Source organism: Kocuria sp. CPCC 205263 (assembly GCF_040981075.1).
Taxonomy (GTDB): domain Bacteria; phylum Actinomycetota; class Actinomycetes; order Actinomycetales; family Micrococcaceae; genus Kocuria; species Kocuria rosea.
This window is the reverse complement of sequence record NZ_JAVKPV010000013.1, coordinates 40,783-60,632: the sequence shown is the minus strand read 5'-3', so window position 1 is coordinate 60,632 and position 19,850 is coordinate 40,783. Positions and strand designations below refer to the sequence as shown.

Annotated in this window: 20 protein-coding genes; 13 read left to right on the top strand and 7 right to left on the bottom strand. The window is 75.0% G+C overall.

What is annotated here, in order from left to right:
• Position 1: 1 nt before the first annotated feature.
• Together RF647_RS16530 and RF647_RS16525 are read right to left on the bottom strand one after the other, a co-directional pair.
• Positions 2-499 (bottom strand): FHA domain-containing protein, encoded by a 498-nt coding sequence (locus tag RF647_RS16530; protein ID WP_133411437.1) that lies wholly within the window; start codon positions 497-499, stop codon positions 2-4.
• Positions 500-1,276, bottom strand: a complete 777-nt coding sequence (locus RF647_RS16525; RefSeq protein WP_095651319.1) for a DUF3662 and FHA domain-containing protein — start codon at positions 1,274-1,276, stop codon at positions 500-502.
• 172 nt (positions 1,277-1,448) lie between these two features.
• Between RF647_RS16525 and RF647_RS16520 the strand changes: the two genes are divergently transcribed.
• The 3 genes from RF647_RS16520 to rraA are packed head-to-tail and all read left to right on the top strand — an operon-like array spanning position 1,449 to position 4,247.
• Complete coding sequence (locus RF647_RS16520; RefSeq protein WP_368812692.1) at positions 1,449-2,159, top strand: PepSY domain-containing protein; 711 nt, start codon at positions 1,449-1,451, stop codon at positions 2,157-2,159.
• Positions 2,160-2,163: 4 nt separating this feature from the next.
• On the top strand, positions 2,164-3,726 hold the full coding sequence (locus RF647_RS16515; protein WP_368812691.1) for an MDR family MFS transporter: 1,563 nt from the start codon (positions 2,164-2,166) through the stop codon (positions 3,724-3,726).
• A 41-nt stretch (positions 3,727-3,767) separates the two neighbouring features.
• Positions 3,768-4,247: a ribonuclease E activity regulator RraA gene (gene rraA / locus RF647_RS16510; RefSeq protein WP_368812690.1), complete on the top strand. Its 480-nt coding sequence runs from the start codon at positions 3,768-3,770 to the stop codon at positions 4,245-4,247.
• Positions 4,248-4,273: 26 nt separating this feature from the next.
• Here the strand turns inward: rraA and RF647_RS16505 are convergent, their stop codons facing one another.
• From RF647_RS16505 to RF647_RS16490, 4 genes are all read right to left on the bottom strand, one after another.
• Entirely contained in the window at positions 4,274-5,902 is a 1,629-nt protein-coding gene (locus RF647_RS16505) for an amidohydrolase (RefSeq protein ID WP_368812689.1), read from the bottom strand.
• Between the two features lie 133 nt (positions 5,903-6,035).
• The gene (locus RF647_RS16500) at positions 6,036-8,072 is read right to left on the bottom strand and encodes an FAD-dependent oxidoreductase (protein WP_368812688.1); all 2,037 of its coding nucleotides are present in this window, start codon (positions 8,070-8,072) and stop codon (positions 6,036-6,038) included.
• Positions 8,073-8,144: 72 nt separating this feature from the next.
• The gene (locus RF647_RS16495) at positions 8,145-8,693 is read right to left on the bottom strand and encodes a hypothetical protein (protein ID WP_368812687.1); all 549 of its coding nucleotides are present in this window, start codon (positions 8,691-8,693) and stop codon (positions 8,145-8,147) included.
• Positions 8,694-8,722: 29 nt separating this feature from the next.
• Entirely contained in the window at positions 8,723-8,953 is a 231-nt protein-coding gene (locus RF647_RS16490; protein ID WP_368812686.1) for a hypothetical protein, read from the bottom strand.
• A 224-nt stretch (positions 8,954-9,177) separates the two neighbouring features.
• Here RF647_RS16490 and RF647_RS16485 point away from each other — a divergent pair, with 224 nt between their 5' ends.
• Together RF647_RS16485 and RF647_RS16480 are read left to right on the top strand one after the other, a co-directional pair.
• Positions 9,178-9,741 (top strand): Dps family protein, encoded by a 564-nt coding sequence (locus RF647_RS16485; protein ID WP_133411430.1) that lies wholly within the window; start codon positions 9,178-9,180, stop codon positions 9,739-9,741.
• Between the two features lie 14 nt (positions 9,742-9,755).
• On the top strand, positions 9,756-10,592 hold the full coding sequence (locus RF647_RS16480) for an endonuclease/exonuclease/phosphatase family protein (RefSeq protein WP_368812685.1): 837 nt from the start codon (positions 9,756-9,758) through the stop codon (positions 10,590-10,592).
• Between the two features lie 40 nt (positions 10,593-10,632).
• On the opposite strand, the gene RF647_RS16475 is transcribed toward RF647_RS16480, so the two are convergent.
• Positions 10,633-12,282 carry a DASS family sodium-coupled anion symporter gene (locus RF647_RS16475; protein ID WP_368812684.1) on the bottom strand — a complete coding sequence of 550 codons (1,650 nt, stop codon included), beginning with the start codon at positions 12,280-12,282 and terminating at the stop codon, positions 10,633-10,635.
• A gap of 285 nt (positions 12,283-12,567) precedes the next feature.
• On the opposite strand from RF647_RS16475, the gene RF647_RS16470 reads away from it, so the two are divergent.
• The 8 genes from RF647_RS16470 to RF647_RS16435 are packed head-to-tail and all read left to right on the top strand — an operon-like array spanning position 12,568 to position 19,789.
• Positions 12,568-12,828, top strand: a complete 261-nt coding sequence (locus RF647_RS16470) for a monovalent cation/H+ antiporter complex subunit F (RefSeq protein WP_368812683.1) — start codon at positions 12,568-12,570, stop codon at positions 12,826-12,828.
• Entirely contained in the window at positions 12,825-13,136 is a 312-nt protein-coding gene (locus RF647_RS16465) for a cation:proton antiporter (protein ID WP_368812682.1), read from the top strand. The genes RF647_RS16470 and RF647_RS16465 overlap by 4 nt, the downstream gene beginning before the upstream one ends.
• Positions 13,129-14,103 (top strand): hydrogenase subunit MbhD domain-containing protein, encoded by a 975-nt coding sequence (locus RF647_RS16460; protein WP_368812681.1) that lies wholly within the window; start codon positions 13,129-13,131, stop codon positions 14,101-14,103. The genes RF647_RS16465 and RF647_RS16460 overlap by 8 nt, the downstream gene beginning before the upstream one ends.
• Positions 14,100-14,429 (top strand): NADH-quinone oxidoreductase subunit K, encoded by a 330-nt coding sequence (locus tag RF647_RS16455; RefSeq protein ID WP_368812680.1) that lies wholly within the window; start codon positions 14,100-14,102, stop codon positions 14,427-14,429. Before RF647_RS16460 ends, RF647_RS16455 begins: the two co-directional genes overlap by 4 nt.
• On the top strand, positions 14,426-15,901 hold the full coding sequence (locus tag RF647_RS16450) for a complex I subunit 5 family protein (protein WP_368812679.1): 1,476 nt from the start codon (positions 14,426-14,428) through the stop codon (positions 15,899-15,901). Before RF647_RS16455 ends, RF647_RS16450 begins: the two co-directional genes overlap by 4 nt.
• Complete coding sequence (locus tag RF647_RS16445; protein ID WP_368812678.1) at positions 15,898-17,442, top strand: complex I subunit 5 family protein; 1,545 nt, start codon at positions 15,898-15,900, stop codon at positions 17,440-17,442. Before RF647_RS16450 ends, RF647_RS16445 begins: the two co-directional genes overlap by 4 nt.
• The gene (locus RF647_RS16440; protein ID WP_368812677.1) at positions 17,439-19,244 is read left to right on the top strand and encodes a proton-conducting transporter membrane subunit; all 1,806 of its coding nucleotides are present in this window, start codon (positions 17,439-17,441) and stop codon (positions 19,242-19,244) included. Before RF647_RS16445 ends, RF647_RS16440 begins: the two co-directional genes overlap by 4 nt.
• Positions 19,241-19,789, top strand: a complete 549-nt coding sequence (locus tag RF647_RS16435; protein WP_368812676.1) for a Na+/H+ antiporter subunit E — start codon at positions 19,241-19,243, stop codon at positions 19,787-19,789. Before RF647_RS16440 ends, RF647_RS16435 begins: the two co-directional genes overlap by 4 nt.
• The last annotated feature ends 61 nt before the right edge of the window (positions 19,790-19,850 follow it).

Genomic DNA, 19,850 nt, shown 5'->3' with positions numbered 1-19,850 from the left:
GTCAGGACCTCAGTTCCAGGACGGTCTTGCCCACCCGGAACGGGGTCCCGGGGTCGAGCGGCACGGCCCGGGAGAGGCGCTGCTGGCCGACGAAGGTGCCGTTGGTGGAGCCGAGGTCCTCGAGGAACCAACGGGAGCCCTGCGGGAACAGCCGGGCGTGGCGCCCCGAGGCGTAGTCGTCGCCGAGGGGCACGGTGGCCTCGGGGGAGCGGCCCAGCAGCACCGGGGCGTTGCCCAGCGGGTAGCTGCGGCCGCGGAGCGGGCCGTCGAGGACGACCAGGGTCTGGGGGCGGGAGCGCTGCCCGGTGCCGGGGCCCGCGGCGGGCGGCACCGGGTCCTCCGCGGCGCCCCGGCGCTCGGCGCGGGACCTCGTGAGCACCGCCGGGAGCTTCCCGCCGACCGCCAGGTCACGACCCTGGCTGGCGACGATGCTGAAGATGAAGATCCAGAGCAGCGCCAGGAAGCCGAAGCGGAGCAGGGTGACGGTGAGTTCGGACATTCAGCGGTTCCCCTTCGGGGTCAGGAGGCGGAACGTGATCCTGGTCCGACCCATGGTGATCACGGAGCCGTTGACCAGCTCGGTGCGGCCGATCACCCGCTCCCCGTCCACGTAGGAACCGTTGGTCGAGCCGAGGTCCACGGCCACGAAGTGCTCGCCCTGCCGCCGGATCTCGAGGTGCTTGCGGGACACGCCGGTGTCCTCCACGGTGATGTCCGCCTCGGCGGAGCGGCCCAGCACGATCGAGTCCGCGTTGAGGGAGTAGCGTGCGCCGTCGACGTCGAGCACCGGGATCCAGTGCTGCGCGGGCACGGAGCGCGTCGGCTCCCCCTCGTCCTCCTCCCGGCGGTGGCCGCGGGCGATCCGCTGCCCGCTCGGGGTGGCGGGGGTGTTGGGGGACTCGGCGGTGCGCTGGGCCGAGGAGTGGACGCGGAACTCGCCGGCCTCCACCTCCGGGTTGCGGGTGAAGGACACCTTCACCGCCCCCTGCAGGGTGTAGGCCTGGCTGCGGGCGTGCTTGATGACGACGTCGCACAGCTCCTCTGCGAGCGGCGTGCCCCAGTCCTGGGCGCGCGGGAAGTCCTCGTCCGAGAACTCCACGACGAAGACGTTGGGGGCCATGGTGCGGCCCGCGGAGATCGTGAACGCCTCCTGGTCAAGCTCCCGCCGGAGGGCGCTGGCGATCTCGACGGCCTCCACCCGCTTCCGGGAACCGGTGGAGAAGGTGGCGCGGACGGCCTTCTCGATGTTCTTCTCGAGGCTCTCGAGGAATCCCATGCCGCCTCCTTCCTGGCGTCGATCACGGTGCGCATGCACCCGGTCCCGGGTCAGGCGTTCTCCAGGATAGTAGACGCGACGCCTGTGAGCCCGGTGGGGGGTCCGCGCCCGGCGGGTCAGCGCCCCGGTCACGTCCTTGCCAGGCGGTCTGCAGGGGAGAAGAATCCCGGGTATGAAGCACACTGACCGAAGGCACCTGTCCCTGGCGGCGCTCGCCCTCTTCGCCCTGCTCCTCACGGGCTGCGGCGGCGACGGGGGTGACGGCGGCGCCGGAGGGGACGGCACCACCGCCCCGGCGGAGACCAGCGCCCCGGCCGACACCGCCACCCCGGACGACAGTGCGAGCCCGGACGACACCGCCACCCCGGACGACAGCGCCACGCCGGACGACGACGGCACCGCCACGGCCTCCGGCTCGGCCTCGCCCTCGGCGAGCCCCGGCGACGACGCCACCGGCGGCTCCGGCGGCGAGGTGGCCGTCGTGGCCTCCGCGGTCGCCGCGGCCGAGGACGCGGTGGGCGGTGACGCCCAGACCTTCGAGATCGGACGGGAGGACAGCCCGGCCAGCTGGGAGATCACCGTCGCCGCCGACGACCGCGAGCACCAGGTGTACGTCTCGCAGGACGGCGAGGACGTGATCAGCCAGGAGGAGGAGGGCGGCCTCGACAGCGACGACGGCGAGAAGCTCGCCCAGGTCCAGGTGCCCCTCGACGAGGGGCTGGCCACGGCGCTGGAGACGGTCAACGGCACGGTCGACGAGGTGCAGCTCGAGACGGAGGACGGCACGACCGTGTGGGAGGTCGAGATCGACGAGCCGGACGGCAACTCCGTGGACGTGTTCGTCAACGTCGAGGACGGCTCCGTGCTGAAGATCGACCGCTGACCCGGTGGTCGCGGACCCCGGCCGCACGGAGCGCCGCCGGCTGCGGCTGACGTTCCTGGGCCTGCTCATGGCGGTCCTGCTGGCCGCCCTCGACCAGACGATCGTGGCCACGGCGCTGCCCTCGATCGTCGGGGACCTGGACGGGCTCGACCGGATCTCCTGGGTGGTCACGGCGTACGTGCTCGCCGCGACCGTGGGTCTGCCGCTCTACGGGAAGCTGGGCGACCTGTACGGGCGCAAGCGGATCTTCCTGGTGGCCGTCGTGGTCTTCCTGCTCGGCTCCGTGCTCTCGGGCGCCGCCCAGGACATGGCGCAGCTCATCGTCCTCCGCGCGCTGCAGGGCCTGGGCGGCGGCGGCCTCCTGATCGGGGCGCAGGCGATCATCGCGGACCTCGTGCCCGCCCGCGAGCGCGGCAGGTACATGGGTGTGATCGGGGCGGCCTTCGGTCTCGCCTCGGTGAGCGGGCCGCTGGTCGGCGGGTTCCTCACGGACCTCGTGAGCTGGCGGTGGGTGTTCTACATCAACCTGCCCCTGGGCCTGGTGACGCTCCTGTTCATCCCCCGGTTCCTGCACCTGCCGCACGTCCCCCGGGGACGGGTGCGGCTCGACGTGCTCGGGACGGCGCTGCTGGCGCTGGGCAGCGTGGCGTTCGTGCTCCTCACCACGTGGGCCGGCACGGCGTACGCGTGGTCGAGCCCGCGGATCCTCGGCCTCGCCGGGGCGGTCCTGGTGCTCGGCGTGCTGTTCGTGCTGGTGGAGCGCCGCGCCGCGGAGCCGATCATCCCGCTGCACCTGTTCCGGGTGCGCAACTTCGTGGTGCCCACCGCGGCGGCCGTCGGCATGGGCGTGATCATGTTCGCGACCATCACCTACCTGCCCACCTACCTGCAGATGGTCGACGGCGCCTCGGCCACCACCGCCGGCCTGATGATGATCCCCGTGACGGCCGGGATGCTCGTCGGCACGATCGGCACCGGCCGCCGCATCGCGCGCACGGGGCGCTACAAGCACTGGCCCGTGCTGGGCTCCGCGGTGATGGCCGCCGGGCTCGTGCTGCTCTCGCTGATCGACGAGACCACCCCGTACGCCCTGACGGCCGCGGGGATGGCCGTCACAGGTCTCGGCATCGGCTGCCTCATGCAGAACCTCGTCCTGATCGTGCAGAACGCGGTGCCGCCCGCGGAGCTGGGGGCCGCGACGTCGTCGTCGAACTTCTTCCGCCAGATCGGGGCGTCCTTCGGGATCGCCGTGTTCGGCTCCGTCTTCGTCGCCCGGCTCGACGACGCGCTCGCGGGCCGCGCCGTGCCCGCCCTCGACCTCGACGCCCTGAGCCCCCAGGTGCTCGCGGGACTGCCCGCCCCGGTGCAGGAGGCCGTCGCGCAGGCCTTCGCCCAGTCGCTGCCGCCGATCTTCCTGTGGGGTCTTCCGGTCGCGGCGGCGTGCCTCGTGCTGTCCCTGCTCGTCGAGGAGATCCCGCTGGGCACGACCGTGCCCGCCGCGCGGGAGGAGGCGCCGGGGCCGGCCGCGGAGCCCGCCGGGGCCGAGCGCGGCGGTTCCGCTGGCTAGGCTGGTGCCGGAACCACCACCGGATGCCTCAGGAGCAGCTCATGACCGATCCGCGCCCGTTCACCACCGCCGACCTCTACGACGAGCGCGGGGAGCAGCTGATGTCCTGCCCGCGCCAGTTCCTCGACCTGGGCGGGACGGCCGCGTTCACCGGGCCGGTGCGCACGGTCCGCTGCTTCCAGGACAACGGCCTCGTGAAGGGCGTGCTCAACTCCCCGGGGGAGGGCGCGGTCCTCGTCGTGGACGGTCACGGCTCCATGGGCACGGCGCTCATGGGGGACATGATCGCCGAGTCCGCGGTGCGCAACGGGTGGGCCGGGGTCATCATCAACGGCCCCGTGCGGGACCGGGTCGCCCTGGCCGGGCTGCCCCTCGGCGTCAAGGCCCTGGGCTCCAACCCGCGCAAGTCCGCCAAGGACGGCGTCGGGGAGCAGGACGTGCCGGTCGTCATCGAGGGCGTGACCTTCCGCCCGGGCCGGACGGTGTGGGCCGACGAGGACGGGATCCTCGTGGAGGGCTGAGCGCCGTCCGCTCCGTCCGGCGCCGTTCAGCCGGCGCGGTGGGTGAGCCGGCCCCCGCGGTAGGTCGCGCGCACGCCGATGTGCTCCACCGAGCCGCCCCGCCGGTGCACCTCGAGGGGGTTCTCCTCCAGCACCACCAGGTCCGCGAGCTTGCCCGGGGCGAGCGAGCCGATCCGGTCGAACATCCCCAGCGCCTTCGCGGCCTCGGACGTGTAGGCGGCGAGGGCCTGCAGCACGTCGAGCCGCTCCCCGGCGGGACCGAACCGCCGCCCGTCGCCGTCGAGACGGTCGGTCCAGGCCTGGACCGAGCGCAGCACGTCGCCGTCGGCGACCGGCCGGTCGGAGCTGCCGGCGACCCGCACCCCGGCGTCCAGGAAGCTGCGGCCCCGGTAGGTCCAGTCCGTGCGCTCGGGGCCCAGGAGCCGGCGGAACTGGGCGGCCATGGGGCGCAGGAAGCCGATCTGCGGGGTCACCACGATCCCCGCGGCCGCGAGCCGCGGCAGCTGGTCCGGGCGGGTGATGCTCGCGTGCTCGATCCGGTTCGGCAGCCGGTGGCGCCCGTGCTCGTCCTGGCAGCGGGTGATCACGTCGATCGCGAAGTCGATGGCCCGGTCCCCGATCGCGTGGGCGGCCACCGACCAGCCCGCACGGTACGCCGCGTGGATCGCCTCGGCCATCTGCTCGGGGTTCTCCTGGAAGTAGCCCGTCGAGTGGCCTCCGCAGAACGCCTCGGTCACGGCGGCGGTCTCCCCGAGCAGCGAGCCGTCCACGAACACCTTGACCGGTCCGAGCCTGAGCTCGTCGTCGCCGAAGCCGGTGCGCAGCCCGAGGTCGAGCCCGCGCTCGGAGCCGTCCCCGAGCCCTCCGATCCCGTGCAGGACGTCCAGCACGGGCATCACCTGGGCCCGGGCGTGCAGGACGCCGGCGTCCCTGGCCAGCTGATAGGCCTGCAGCTCGGAGGGGTTGTGCCCGATCCACCCGGCGCCCACCCCCGCCTCGGCGAACGTGGTGATGCCCTCGGCGGCGTAGCGGGCGGTGGCGCGGTCGAGCGCCGCCACGATCCGGTCCACCGGGTAGGGGCGGAACAGCTCCTGCACCACGGCCTGCGCGGTCTCCTCGACGAGGCCCGTGGCACGGCCGGTGTCGTCCCGCACCACCCGTCCGCCCACCGGGTCCGGGGTCCCCGGGGTGAAGATCTCCGCCCGCCGCAGCGCCTCGGAGTTCACCACCGCCGCGTGGCCGGACGTGTGCCGGACGAACAGCGGCGTGCTGCCCGTGATGCGGTCGAGGACGTCGATGTCGGGCAGCGTCCCGCCCACGGTGGCCGGCAGGAAGCCGGTGGCCATGAGCCACTCCTCGTCCCGCGGCTTCGCGGCCATGCCGCGCTCCAGGGCCGCGTACAGCTCGTCCAGGGACGTGCAGCCGGAGAGGTCCACCTCCGCCAGGCCGAGCCCGAACCACGCGGTGTGGCAGTGCGCGTCCACGAACCCCGGCAGCACGGTGGCGCCGCCGAGGTCCACGGTCTCGGCCGCCGGCACGTCCGGGTCGTCGAGGACCACGATCCGCCCGCCGTGCACGCCGAGGCTCGACGCCGTCGGGCGGTCCGGGTCCATGGTCAGGACCGTGGCGTTGACGAGCAGGAGGTCGAGCTGCATGGGGATCCTTTCCGCGGGAGTGACCCCATCGTGGCACCCGGGGCCCGGCCCCGCACATCGCCGCACGGCGCGGGCCGCACCCGGCCCGGCCCCGCCCGGGCCGGTCCCGCGGGGACGTGCCCGGGGCCGGGGGTCAGCCGAGGGCGGCGACGAGCTCCGTGGCCTGCCGGATCGCCCGCTTGGCGTCCAGCTCGGCCGCCACGTCCGCCCCGCCGATGAGGTGCACCGGCACGGCGCCGGTGTCGTGGCCGGTCCCCAGCAGCGTGTCGTGCAGCCGCCGCAGCGGCTCCTGGCCCGTGCACAGCACCACGGTGTCGACCGGCAGCACCTGCTCGACCGGCTCCGTGCCGTCGGGTCCCGGCGCGGTGAGGTGCAGCCCGTCGTCGTCGATCCGCCGGTACGTGACCCCGCTCAGGGTGCGGACGCCGCCGGCCCGGAGCGAGGTCCGGTGGATCCAGCCGGTCGTGCGGCCCAGGCCGGCCCCGAGCTTGCCGGGGGAGCGCTGCAGCAGCGTCACCTCGCGCGCCGGGCGCCCGGGCCGGGGCGGGACCAGCCCGCCCCGGGCGGACAGCGTCGTGTCGACGCCCCACGCGCGGTAGAAGTCCGTGCCGGCGCAGTGCAGGAGGAACTCGCCGACGTCGAAGCCGATGCCCCCGGCGCCCAGCACCGCGACCCGGCGGCCCACGGGCGCCCCGTGCTGCAGGACGTCCCGGTAGCCCACGACCGACGGGTGCTCCACCCCCTCGATCGCGGGCGCGCGCGGTTCCACGCCCGTGGCGAGCACGAGCCGGTCGAAGCCGCGCAGGTGCCCGGGCCCGGCCTCCGTCCCGAGCCGCACGTCCACCCCCAGTTCGGCGAGCCGCACGCCGTAGTAGCGCAGCGTCTCCGCGTACTCCTCCTTGCCGGGGATGCGCAGCGCCATCAGGAACTGCCCGCCGATCCGGTCCGCCGCCTCGAAGAGGGTGACGGCGTGCCCGGCCTCCGCGGCGCCGACGGCGAAGGCCAGCCCCGCGGGGCCCGCGCCGACCACGCCGATCCGCTCGGCCCGGCGGGTGGGGCCGAGGCGCAGCAGGGTCTCGTGCCCGGCCCGCGGGTTGACCAGGCAGGACGCGGTGCGGCCCGCGAAGGTGTGGTCCAGGCACGCCTGGTTGCACGCGATGCACGTGTTGATGGTGTCCGCCCGGCCGCGCGCGGCCTTGACCACGAAGTCCGGGTCCGCGAGCAGGGGCCGGGCCAGGGACACCATGTCGGCGTCCCCGTCCGCCAGGATCCGCTCCGCCGTCTCCGGGGTGTTGATCCGGTTCACGGCGACCAGCGGGATCCCGACCTCGCCCTTGAGCCGGCGCGTCACCCAGGAGAAGCCCCCGCGGGGGACGACCGTGGCGATCGTGGGGATGCGCGCCTCGTGCCAGCCGATGCCGGTGTTGAGCAGAGTGGCGCCGGCGGCCTCGACCGCCCGGGCCAGCGCCACGACCTCCTCGAGCGTGGAGCCGCCCGGGACCAGGTCCAGCATGGAGAGGCGGTAGATGAGGACGAAGTCCGGGCCGGTGCGCTCGCGGACGCGGCGGACGATCTCCACGGGCAGGCGCATCCGGTTCGGGTAGCACCCTCCCCACTCGTCGGTGCGGTGGTTGGTCTCGGCGGCGACGAACTCGTTGATGAGGTAGCCCTCGGAGCCCATGATCTCCACGCCGTCGTAGCCGGCCTCCCGGGCGAGCGCGGCGGTGCGGGCGAAGTCCTCGATGGTCCGCTCGATCTCCTCCGCGGTGAGCTCGTGCGGCACCACGGGGCTGATGGGGGCACGCAGGGCGCTCGGTGCCACGGCGGCCGGGGCCTTGGCGTAGCGGCCGGAGTGCAGGATCTGCAGGGCGATCCTGCCGCCCTCGGCGTGCACGGCGCCGGTCACCAGGCGGTGCCGTGCCACCTCCTCGAGGGTGCGCAGGAGGGCGCCCCCGGCCCGGGTGGCGCCCTCGGGGCTCGGCCCCACGCCGCCCGTGACGATGAGCCCCACCCCGCCCCGCACGCGCTCCGCGTAGAACTCCGCGAGCCGCTCGAACCCTCCGGGCAACTCCTCGAGACCGGTGTGCATCGATCCCATGAGCACCCGGTTGGGCAGGGTGGTGAAGCCCAGGTCCAGGGGTGCGAGCAGGCGCGGATAGGGCACGGTCATGTGATACTCCTCGTCTCAGGTACTTGGTCACCGTAGGCGAGGAGTGAGCCGCCTCACAAGCGCGGCGCGGGCTCAGAGCGCGGCCAGCAGGTCCTTCCAGGCCGCGCGCCACCGCAGGACGTCCTCCGCGGAGGCCAGTCCGGTGTGCGCGAGGGCCACCGTGGCGCGGCCGCCCGCCTTGGCGCCGATGTTCGCGGAGACCCTGGTCCCGTCGGCGAGGCGAACGCGCCAGTAGCGCCACTTCTCGGTGGCGGCGGTGGTGGGCGGCTGCTGGAACGGGACGCCGCCGACCTCCGTGCGGCCGGCCATGAGCGCCGCCCACCGGGCGAGCGCCTCGTCCGGGGTGCCGGCCACCGTGCGGCTCGCGCTCGCCCCGAAGGTGCCGTCCCCGGCCTGACCGGGCCGGCGGGCTCCCGTGTGCTGCTCGTAGGCCACCGCGACGGACTGCGCCCACCACTCGTGGTTCTCGACGACGCCCTCGAGCTGCTCGGCCACCCGGCGGGCGATCTCGGCGTGGCCCATCGTCCGGGCGCCGAGCTCGTCGAGCCGCGCCGTCCAGGTCTCCCACGGGACGCCGGTGGCCCGCGCGATCCCGGCGGTGCTGGTGCTGCGGGTGCTCATGGGACCCAGGGCAGCGGCGGCGCGCCGGGTCAGTCCCCGGCCGTGGGGCCGGGACCGCCCGCGCCCTCGCCCGCGCCGAAGTCCGGGTCGGCGGGGGCCGCGGCGTCCCCCGCGCTCGGCACGCGCTGGCCGGCGTTGGTCTGGCCCAGGGGGTCCGGGGCCGTCTCGAGGTCGCGCGCCGGGGTGTCGGGGACGCCGACGTCGTCGGCCAGGTGCGGGTCGTCGGGAAGCTGGTCGCCGGAGGCGGGAGTCGTGTCCATGGGCCCAGCCAATCAGTGGCTCCGCGTCCTGGCAAGGACCTGCTCGGGCGTCCGGCGGCGGGCGCGCACCGCCCGGATATCGCGGACAGCGAAGCGAATGGACAGGGTGCTGACAGTGGGTGGGGGGCGTGCCATAGTGGGGGCAGAGGCCCGTCCCGCGGGCCGCCCGCAGTTGTCGAGCCAGGCCGCCGCCCCGCGGCGGCCGGAAACACGGAGACGAACTCATGGCCACCCCGAACCAGCGCACCGCCCCCTACACCGTGCCCGGTCTGTCCACCGAGAACGGTCACGAGGTCGCCCAGACGCTCCAGCAGCGCCTGCACGCCCTCAACGACCTCCAGCTCACGCTCAAGCACGCCCACTGGAACGTGGTGGGCCCCAACTTCATCTCGGTCCACGAGATGCTGGACCCGCAGATCGAGCTCGTGCGCGGCTTCGTCGACGAGCTCGCCGAGCGCATGGCCACCATGGGCGTGGGCCCCTCCGGTCTGCCGGGCGATCTCGTCCAGGCCCGCACCTGGGACGACTACTCGGTCCACCGCGCCACCGGCGTGGAGCACCTCGCCGCCCTCGACATCGTCTACAACGGCGTGATCGAGGACCACCGCGACGCGATCCAGAAGGTCGGCGAGCTCGACCCCGTCACCGAGGACATGCTCATCGGCCAGGTCAAGGAGCTCGAGCTCTTCCAGTGGTTCATGCGCGCCCACCTCGAGAACAGCGGCGGCGACCTCCAGCACGGCGGCGCCCGCACGGAGCAGGGCGCGGCGGAGTCCGCCGCCCAGTAGTCCGTCCCGCGACCGTGGCAGCCCACGCCCGCCCCGGCCCCGCCGACCCCCGTGGTCCGCGGGGCCGGGGCGCGTTCACGGCCATGACCTTCAACGTCCGGCGTCCCCTGCCGAAGTACGGCCGGACGGCGCCGGACGCGTGGTTCACCCGGGCCCCCGCCGTGCAGGCCGTGCTCCGGGCCCACCGGCCGGAGCTGGCCGCCCTCCAGGAGGTCCTCCCGGAGCAACTGCACCACGTCCGGCAGGCCCTGGGCCCGGACCACGTCCTCCTGGGCGGGGGCCGGGACGCCGACGGCGGCGGCGAGCGGTGCCTGCTGGCCGTGGACACCGCCCGCTTCCGGATCGAGCACTGGCAGCAGCGGTGGCTGTCCGCGCTGCCGGAGGTCCCGGGGTCGAAGGTGCCGGGGGACCTCTTCCCCCGCACCCTGGTGCTGGCCGACCTCACGGACCGGCGCACGGGAGTGGCCTGGCGGGTGGGTGCCACCCACCTCGACCCGTGGCCGGAGCGGGCGCGGCTGCGCCAGCTGGCCGCGCTCCAGGGCCTCATCCTCGGGTGGGACGGCCCCCTGGTGCTCCTCGGGGACATGAACGCGGCCGCCGGCCGCTCCCGCACCTGGGACGCCGCGCTCGCCGGAGGGCTGCGGGACACCCTGCCCCCGGACGCCGCGGGGACCTTCCCCCGCTACCGGGAGCCCGGTGGCAGGACGCCGCGCCTGGACTGGATCCTGTACGGCGGCCCGGTCCGCGTGCTCGACGCCCGGGTCCTGGCCGAGCGCCCGCGCGGGGTGTGGGCCTCGGACCACTTCCCGGTGCTGGCCGAGCTCGAGCACGACGGCGGCCCCGCCTCCTGAGGCCGGGGCCGCCGTGCGCCCGCCCGGTGGGGCGGGCCGGTCAGTACACGATGCTGAACACCCAGACGCCCAGCGTCATGGTCAGGAGGGTGATCAGGACGATCCCGACGAGGTTCAGCCACAGCCCGCCCTTGATCATCTGCCCGATGGTCACGTAGCCGGAGCCGAACGCGATGGCGTTGGGCGGGGTGGCCACCGGCAGCATGAACGCGCACGTGGCCGCGAGGGCCACCGGGATGGCCAGCAGCACGGGGTCCAGTCCCAGGCCGAGGGCCACGCCCCCGGAGACGGGCAGGAACGTGGCCGCCGTGGCGGTGTTGCTCGTCAGCTCCGTGAGGAAGAGGATGCCGGCGGCGAAGATCGCCACGACCAGGACGACCGGCACCGCGCCCAGTGCCGCGGCGCCCTGCCCGATCCAGTCGGTCAGGCCGGAGGAGGTGAACTGCGCGGACAGGGCCAGCCCCCCGCCGAAGAGCAGCAGCACGCCCCACGGCAGCTTCACCGCGGACTCCCAGTCCAGCAGCCGCACCCCCCGCCGGGCCCCGGCGGGGAGCAGGAACAGCAGCAGCCCCACGACCATGGCGATGCCGGCGTCGCTGATGGGCGGGGAGTCGAAGACGATGGGGACGAACACCCAGCTGAGCGCGGCCAGCGCGAAGATCGCGAGCACCAGCTTCTCCCCGGTGGACATGGGGCCGAGCTTCTCCAGCTCCTGGTCGATGAGCTTCCGGCCGCCGGGGATCTCGTCGATCTCCGGTCTGAACAGCACCTTGGTGAGCAGGAACCAGGCGACGACGAGCATGACGGCGGACAGCGGCACGCCCACGAGCATCCACTGGCCGAAGCCGACGTCGATGCCGTGCGCCTCCTGGAGGTAGCCGACCATCAGGGTGTTCGGCGGGGTGCCGATGATCGTGCTGAGGGACCCGATCGAGGCGGCGTAGGCGATGCCCAGCATCAGCGCGGTGCCGAAGTTGGAGGCGATGACCGCCTCCTTCACCTCGGCGCTCTGCGGGTCGGCGCCCTCCAGGTTGGCGTCCTCCAGCGCGCCGCCGTCCGTGCCGCCGGCCGACGCACCGGAGTCCTCGAGCAGCTTGGGCAGCAGCAGCAGCACGGACACCCCGATGGGCAGCATCATCACGGCGGTGGCCGTGTTGGAGACCCACATGCTGAGGAACGCGGTGGCCAGCATGAACCCGGCCACCATCTGGGCCGGCTTGGTGCCCATCACGCGCACGGTCCGCAGGGCGATCCGGCGGTGCAGGTTCCAGCGCTGCATCGCCAGCGCCAGCAGGAACCCGCCCATGAACAGGAAGATGATGTTGCTGCCGTAGGAGGCGCCGACGTCGTCCACGGCGACGTCCTCCCCGAGCACGGGGAAGACGATCAGCGGGAGCAGGGCGGTGGCCGGGATCGGGATCGCCTCCGTCATCCACCACACGCCCATCAGCACGGCGGTGGCGGCGGTGAGCTTGGCGGGGTGGGCCAGGTCGGCGGGCATGACGACATAGACCAGCAAGGCCAGGACCAGGCCGACCACGAGCCCGGCCCACCTGATCCGGTGCGTCTTGGCGTGCACCGGGGGCGCCTCCTCCCCGGGGGAGCGGTGCTCGGCGTCCTCCCCGCCGCTCGGCCGGGGACTGCTGCGCTGCGTCGACGGGGCTCCGGGGACGGACGGTGTGCTGGCCATGTCTGCTCCACGTCCTCTCGTGGTGGCGGGTCGGGATGCCTCCCAGTCTAGGGGGGGCCGGCGCGCACGGTGTGATCCGGGACACTCAGCCGGGCCGCCCGGCCGGACGGTCCGGCGGGGCCCGGCAGGCCCCGGATCCGGCTGGTAGGGTCGGGATCGACCCTCCGTCCCGAGGAGCACGATGCGCTACGACGCCCGTCGCCGATCCGGGAACGGAGCCGCCCACGGCAGGCCGGCCGTCCGGTCACCGGTCGTCCGCGCCGCCCGTCCGCGAGGCGCCCCGCCATGATCGGGCCGGTCCTCGACGGGGTCGCCGTGGTGCTCGGCGCCAACCTCCTGCTCTGCCTGGTCCGGGTCCTGCGCGGCCCGACCGACCGCGACCGCCTCCTGGGCGTCCTCCTCTCGGGCACCACGGGGGCAGGGCTCCTCGCCGTGCTGTCCGTGCGCACGGGCGTGTCGGCCCTGCGCGACGCCGCCCTGGTCATGATGGCGCTGGCCGCGGTGGTGGCGGTGTCCCGGCTGCGCGCGGAGGCGGAGGAGCCGTGACCGCGGACCTGGCCCTGGACCTGCTCTCGACCGTCCTCGTCGTGGCCGGCACGGCCTTCTTCACCATCGGCACCCTCGGTCTGCTGCGGCTGCCGGACCTGCGCACCCGGCTGCACGCGCTCACGAAGGCCGACAACCTGGGCCTGGGCCTGGTGATCGCCGGGCTGGCCGTCCAGGCGGGCTCGGTGGGCGCCGCCGCCAAGCTGCTCGTGATCTGGTCACTGGCCATGCTCGCCTCTCCGGTGGTCGCCTCCTTGCTGGCCCGGCGCGAGGGGCTGCGCCCGGCGGGGGAGGCCGTCGATGAATGACGAGCCGCTCCGGGCCCTGGACGTCCTGCTCGGCCTGGCCGTGCTGGCGGGGGCGGTCGCGGCGGTGACGCCGCGGCGCCGGATGAGCGCCACCGTGTCCTTCCTGGTCCTCGGGGTGCTCCTGGTCGTGCTGTGGACCCGCCTCGGCGCCCCGGACGTCGCCCTGGCGGAGGCCGCGATCGGCACGGGGGTGACCGGAGCGCTGTTCGTGGACATCGTGACCCGCGGGCGCGGCGCCCCGGACAGGGACCGCCCGGTCTCCCGGCGGCCGGTGGCGACGGCCGTGCTCGGGGTGACGGCCGGTGTGCTCCTCGGCGCCGGTCTGGCGGTGGCGCTCGTGCGGGCCGTCAGGAGCGGGCGCACGGGGCTCACCGAGCAGGTGCTCGGGCGGACGGGCGAGTCGGGGGTCGACCACCCCGTGACGGCCGTGCTGCTGAACTTCCGCTCCTACGACACGCTCCTGGAGATCGCCGTGCTGTTCGTCGCGGTCCTGGCCGTCGCCGTGACCCTGGGGACCGGGTCCGGCCGACCGGTCGCCGCGGCCCGCCGGACCCGTTCCGTCGCCGCGGCCGGGCAGCCGGAGACCCTCGTCTGGTTCTGCCGGGTGATCTCCCCGGCGCTGCTCCTGATCGCGGCCTGGGTGCTGTTCGCGGGCTCGGACCGGCCCGGCGGGGCCTTCCAGGCGGGCGCGGTGCTGGCCGGCGCCCTGATCCTCATGGACACGGCCGGGCTGGGCCCGTCGCCGCGGCACGGCGGGCTGCTGCGCGCGGCCCTGGTGGCCGGTCTCCTGGTCTTCCTCGCCGTGGCGGCCTGGGGACCGGCGACGGGCGGCGCGTGGCTGGCCCTGGACCCGGCGTGGGCCGGATGGGCGATCGTGGCCGTGGAGACGACGCTGGCCCTGAGCATCGGCACGGCGCTGACCGTGGTCTTCCTGGCGCTGGGCCGGGAGCGGGTGGACCCCCCGTGAGCGTCCTCGAGTGGTACCTGTGCGTCGCCGCGGCCCTGACCGTCCTGGGGTGCGTGCGCCTGCTGCTGGCACGCGACCCGCTCGTGCGCCTCATCTGCCTCAACGTGGCCGGCAGCGGGGCCCTGCTGTCCCTGGTGGTTCTGGCGGCCCGCTCCGACCCGCCCGACCCGGTGCCGCACGCCCTGGTGCTCACGGGCATCGTGATCACCGTGGCGTTCACCGGGGTGGGGCTGGTCCTGCTGCGGCGCACCGAGGAGGCACCGGCGGACCCTGGTGAGGCTCCGCCGGACCCCTGGGGGCCGGCCGGGGAGGAGGACGGCCGATGAGCGACCCCTCCGCGCTGCTCGGCCTGGTGGTCCTCGCCCCGCTGGCCCTCGCGGTGCTCACGGCCGTCCTGCCGGGCCGGTGGCTGCCTCCGGTGGGCCTGCTGGGCGCGGCCGCCGTGGCCGCGGCAGCGCTGGCGCTCGTGGTGCACGTGGCCGGCTCCGGCACGGCGGCGCACGACCTCGCCGGGTGGGGCTCGCCCCTGGGCATCGCCCTGCACGCCGACGGGCTCAGCGCGGTCTTCCTCCTGCTGACCGCGCTCGTGGGCGCGGGCGTGACCGTGTACGCGGCCTCCGACCGCGCGGCCACCGGGGACGACGCCCGCTTCTGGCCCCTCTGGTTCGCCACCTGGGCGGGCCTCGACGCGGTCTACGTGGCGGGGGACCTCTTCAACACGTACGTGGCCCTCGAGGTCGTGGGGATCGCCGCCGTGGGGCTCGTGGCCCTGGGCGGGCGGCAGGCGTGGGGCCCGGCCCTGCGCTACCTGCTGGTCGCGGTGCTGGGCTCGACGCTGCTCCTGGTGGTGGTCGCCCTCGTGTACGCGCAGGCCGGCACCCTGGACCTCCTCGCGGCCGGCGACCGGCTGGCGGGCGCCGGGTGGGACAACCGCTGGGCCGCGGTGCTGCTGGTCGCCGGGCTGGGCCTCAAGGCCGCCCTCGTGCCGATGCACGCGTGGCTGCCGCCGGCGCACGGGTCCGCGCCGACCGCCGTGAGCGCGATCCTCTCCGGGCTGGTGGTCAAGGCGGCGTTCTTCGTGCTGGTCCGGATGTGGTTCTGGGTCCTGGGGCCCGAGCCCACGGTGGCGGTGCTGCTCGGTCTGCTCGGCTCCCTCGCCGTGCTCTGGGGCGGCACGATGGCCCTGGCCCAGCAGCGGCTCAAGCAGGTCGTGGCCTACTCCACCGTGGTGCAGATGGGCTACCTGTTCCTGCTCTTCCCGCTCTCCACGGCCTCGGCGCACGATCCCGAGGCCCTGCGGGCGCTGTGGGGCGGGACGGCGGCCCTGGCCGTGGGCCACGGCTTCGCGAAGGCCTCGCTGTTCCTCTCGGCCGGGACGCTCAGGAGCGTCTACGGCACCGACTCGCTGCCGGCCCTGGCGCGCGTCGCGCGGCCCCTTCCCTCCGTGGTCATGGCGATGGGCGTCGCCTCGGTGACGCTGGCCGGCCTGCCGCCGAGCCTCGGCTTCGCGGGCAAGTGGCAGCTCGTCCTGACGTCCGTGGGCAGCGGGCAGTGGGGCTGGGCCGCGGTGGTGGTCGGCGGCGGGCTGCTCTCGGCCGCGTACCTGCTCAAGCCCCTGACGGTGATGCTGCGCGAGCCGCAGGCCGGGGCGCTGCCGCTGCCGGCGTCCCGCTCGGCGTCCCTGCCGGTCCGCTGGGTTCCGCTCGCGCTGGCGCTCGTCCCGCTGCTCGCCGGCCTCGGCGGCCCGGTCCTCACCGAGCTCGTGAGCCCGGCGGTCCCACCGGGGGGTGGGCCATGAGCACCGGCGGCTTCGCCGCCACCGGGCCCAGCGTGGTCCCGCTGGTCATGGTGCTGATCTCCCTTGTCCCCGGCACCGTCATCTTCTTCCTCCGCGAGGACCAGGTCCGGTCGCGCTCGGCGCTCAACCTCGCCGCCGCCGTGGCCAAGCTCGGGCTGGTAGCCGCGCTCGTGCCGGTCGTGGTCGCCGGGGCCCGGCCGGAGTGGCGCACGCGCCTGTTCCCCGGGACCGACCTCGTCCTCCGGGCGGAGCCGCTCTCCCTGCTGTTCGCGGGCCTCTCCGCGGTGCTGTGGCTGCTGACCACCGTGTACGCCATCGGCTACCTCGAGCAGTACTCCCACCGGAGCCGGTTCTTCGGGTTCTTCAGCCTGTGCGTGGCCGCCACGGTGGGCATCTCCTTCTCGGGCAATCTCGTGACCTTCCTGGTCTTCTTCGAGCTGCTCACCATCACCACCTATCCGCTCGTGGCCCACTGGGGGACCGCCGGGGCGGTCCGTGCCGCGCGGCTGTACCTCTTCTACACGCTGTCCGGCGGGCTCAGCCTGCTCGCCGGGGTGGCGCTGCTGAGCGTCCGCGCCGGGCCGGTGGACTTCACGGCGGGTGGGGCCGCCGCGGTCCGGGTGTTCGCCGCGGAGGACCCGGCCGGCGCCGTGCTCGCCTTCGTGCTCATGGTGGCCGGGCTCGGGGTCAAGGCCGCCCTGTTCCCGCTGCACGGCTGGCTGCCCCGGGCCATGGTGGCGCCGGCCCCGGTCAGCGCCCTGCTGCACGCCGTGGCCGTGGTCAAGGCCGGGGTCTTCGGGATCGTCCGGGTGGTCGACGACGTCTACGGCGTGGAGCTGGCCCACGCGCTCGGGCTCCTCGGCCCGCTGCTGGCCCTGGCCGCCTTCACGGTGATCTTCGGCTCCGTCCTCGCCCTGCGCCAGCAGGACCTCAAACGACGCCTGGCCTACTCGACCGTCAGCCAGGTGTCCTACGTGACCATGGGCATCGCCATGTTCAGCGAGGCCGCGACCGCGGGGGGCCTGGTCCACCTGGTCCACCAGGGGCTGATGAAGATCACCCTGTTCTTCTGCGCCGGGATCTTCGCGGAGGTCCTGGGCGTGAAGACCGTGGCCGGGCTGGCCGGGGTGGGGCGCCGGATGCCGCTGACCGCGGCCGCCTTCACGGTGGGCGCGTTCGGGATGATCGGCCTCCCGCCGGTCGCGGGCTTCATCTCCAAGTGGCAGCTCGGGCGCGGCGCCCTGGACGCGGGGCACCCCGAGATCGTCGGGGTGCTGCTGCTCAGCGCCCTGCTCAACGCCGCCTACTTCCTGCCGGCCGTCTACGCCCTGTGGTTCCGGGAGCCGGAGGGCGCGGGGAGCGGCGGGGCCGGGCCCCCGGCGCACGGCCGCGGCGGTCCCCTGCGGGAGGCGCCGGGCGCCCTGCTCGTCCCCGTCCTGACGACGGCGGCCCTGTCGCTCGCCGCCGGCGTGCTCGCGGGCGTCCCGTACTCGCCCCTGTGGCTGTCCCTGCTGATCGCGGAAGGAGCGCACCCGGGATGACCGTCGCGCTGTGGTCCCTCGCCCTGCTCTATCCGCTCGTGCTCACCGCGGCCCTGGCCGTGAGCGGGCTCGCGGCCCCGGAGCGCGCCGCCCGCACCCGGCGGCGCCTGATCCGCTGCGCCCCGCCGGCGGTGGTCCCGTTCGTGCTCCTGACGCTGCTGCCGCAGGACGGGCCCGCCGGGCGCCCGGTGCTCGAGGTGCCCTGGATGCTGTTCGGGGTGTCCTGGGAGCTGGACCCGGTGGCACGGCCCCTGGTGCTCACGGGCGCGCTGCTCTATGGGGCGGCGCTCGCGGCGACCACGTGGCTGCGGCCCGCACCGGCGGAGGGGATCGGCTCCGCCGGGCTGACGGGCTTCCTGCTCGTGAGCCTGGTGGGGAACCTGGGCGTCGTCGCGGCCGCGGACGCCGTGTCCTTCTACCTGTGCTTCGCGCTCATGAGCTTCGCGGCCTACGGGCTCGTGGTGCACCACCGCACCCGGGAGGCGCGGCGCGCGGGACGCGTCTACCTCGTGCTGACCGTGCTGAGCGAGTCCGCGATCCTCGGCGCCCTGCTGCTCGTCGTCTCCGCGGGCGGGATGCGCCTCGCGGACGCCCCGGCGGCCGCGGCCGGCTCCGAGCACCTGCACTGGATCGTGGGGCTGCTGCTGGTGGGCTTCGGTGTGAAGGCCGGCGCCCTCCCGCTGCACGTGTGGCTGCCCCTCGCCCACCCGGCCGCCCCGCCGGCGGCCAGCGCGGTGCTCTCGGGCGCCATGGTCAAGGCCGGCCTGGTGGGCTGGCTCCGGTTCCTGCCCCTCGGCGAGGTCGCCCTCGAGCGCTGGGGCACGGCCCTGGTGCTGCTCGCCCTGCTCGGCGCGTTCCTCGCCGTGCCCGCGGGGGACCTGCAGGCGGACCCGAAGGTCGTGCTCGCGTACTCCACGATCAGCCAGATGGGGTTCCTCACCGCCCTGGTCGGGGTGGCCCTGGCCGTCCCGGAGCTGGCCGAGGCGTGCATCGGGGCCGCGGTGGTGTACAGCGTGCACCACGGCCTCGCCAAGGGCGCGCTGTTCCTGGGGGTGCCGGTGTGGAAGCACTTCGGGGCCGCCCGCACCGCCCCGCTGGCCGTGCTGGGGCTGTGCGGGGCCGCGCTCGCCGTGGCCGGGGCGCCGTTCAGCTCCGGGGCGGTGGGCAAGTACGCCGCCAAGAACGCCGTCGAGGGCGTCACCGTCGCGGGCCTGGACCTCACGCAGCTCCTGCCGCTCGTGGCCACGGGCTCCACCCTGCTGCTGCTGCGCTTCGGGCTGCTCCTGGTGCGGAGCGAGCGCGGGCCCCGGCACCGGCCGGACGCCGAGCTGTGGGCGTGGCTGTTCATCGTGCTGACCGGGATCACGCTGCCGTGGACCCTCACGCGGCAGTGGGTGCCGATCGCGGCCTACCCGGGGATCGAGCCCGTCACCCTCTGGGGCGCCTCGTGGCCGATCCTGCTCGGCCTGGCGATCGGTGCCTCGTGGTGGCGGCTGTCGGCACGGGACGCCGTCCCCGCGTGGGCGGCGCACCCCGACGGGCGGACCGTGCCCCCCGGGGACCTGCTGGTGCCGGAGGAGCGCGTGCTGCGGCGGATCGGCCGCTCGGCGGTCCGCGCCGAGCAGGGCGCCGCACGGACCCGGGCCGCGGTGCGGGCTGCCGCCGGCCGGCTCCGGCCGGGGCCCCGGAGGATCGCCGCCGTCGGGTCGGCGGTGCGCGCGGTGCACTCCTGGTCCGGCAGCGGGGTGGCGCTGCTCCTGCTGGTGACCGGCACGGCCGTGGCACTGGCGGTGGTCCCGTGAGGTGGGCCCGGGCGGTGGTGGTCCGCGGGGCGCTGCTCGGCCTGCTGTGGTGGGTGCTCACCGAGGGCGACTCGCCCGGCTGGTACTACGGGGTGGTGGCCGGCGCGGTGGCGCTCGCGCTCAGCCTGCGGCTCTCCCCGCCGGCGGCACCGCGAGGACGCTGGGTCTCCCGGGCCTGGCCCACGGTCCGGCTGGTCGTCTGGTTCCTCGTCCACTCCGTGCTGGGCGGCCTCGACGTCAGCCGCCGCATCCTGGCCCGGCGCGTGGACGTGCTCCCCGAGGTGCAGCGCCACCCCCTCCTCCTGGAGCCGGGGCACCAGCGGCAGGTCGCCCTGGCCATGGTGAGCCTGATGCCCGGAACGCTCATGGTGGGCATGGAGGAGGACACCGCGCTGATCCACGTCCTGGACTCCCGGATCCAGGTGGCCGAGAACTGGGCCGCGCTGCAGCGCGGGATCGCGGCGGCCGCCGGGACATCCCTCCTGGGCGAGGACCCGCCCCAGGAGGACGGGCCTCCGGCACCGCCCGACCAGCCGGGCGTATGACCCGCCGCGGCCTCCCGTCCCGGCCGACCGCCGTGTGCCGCACGGGGGCAGGACGCCCCGC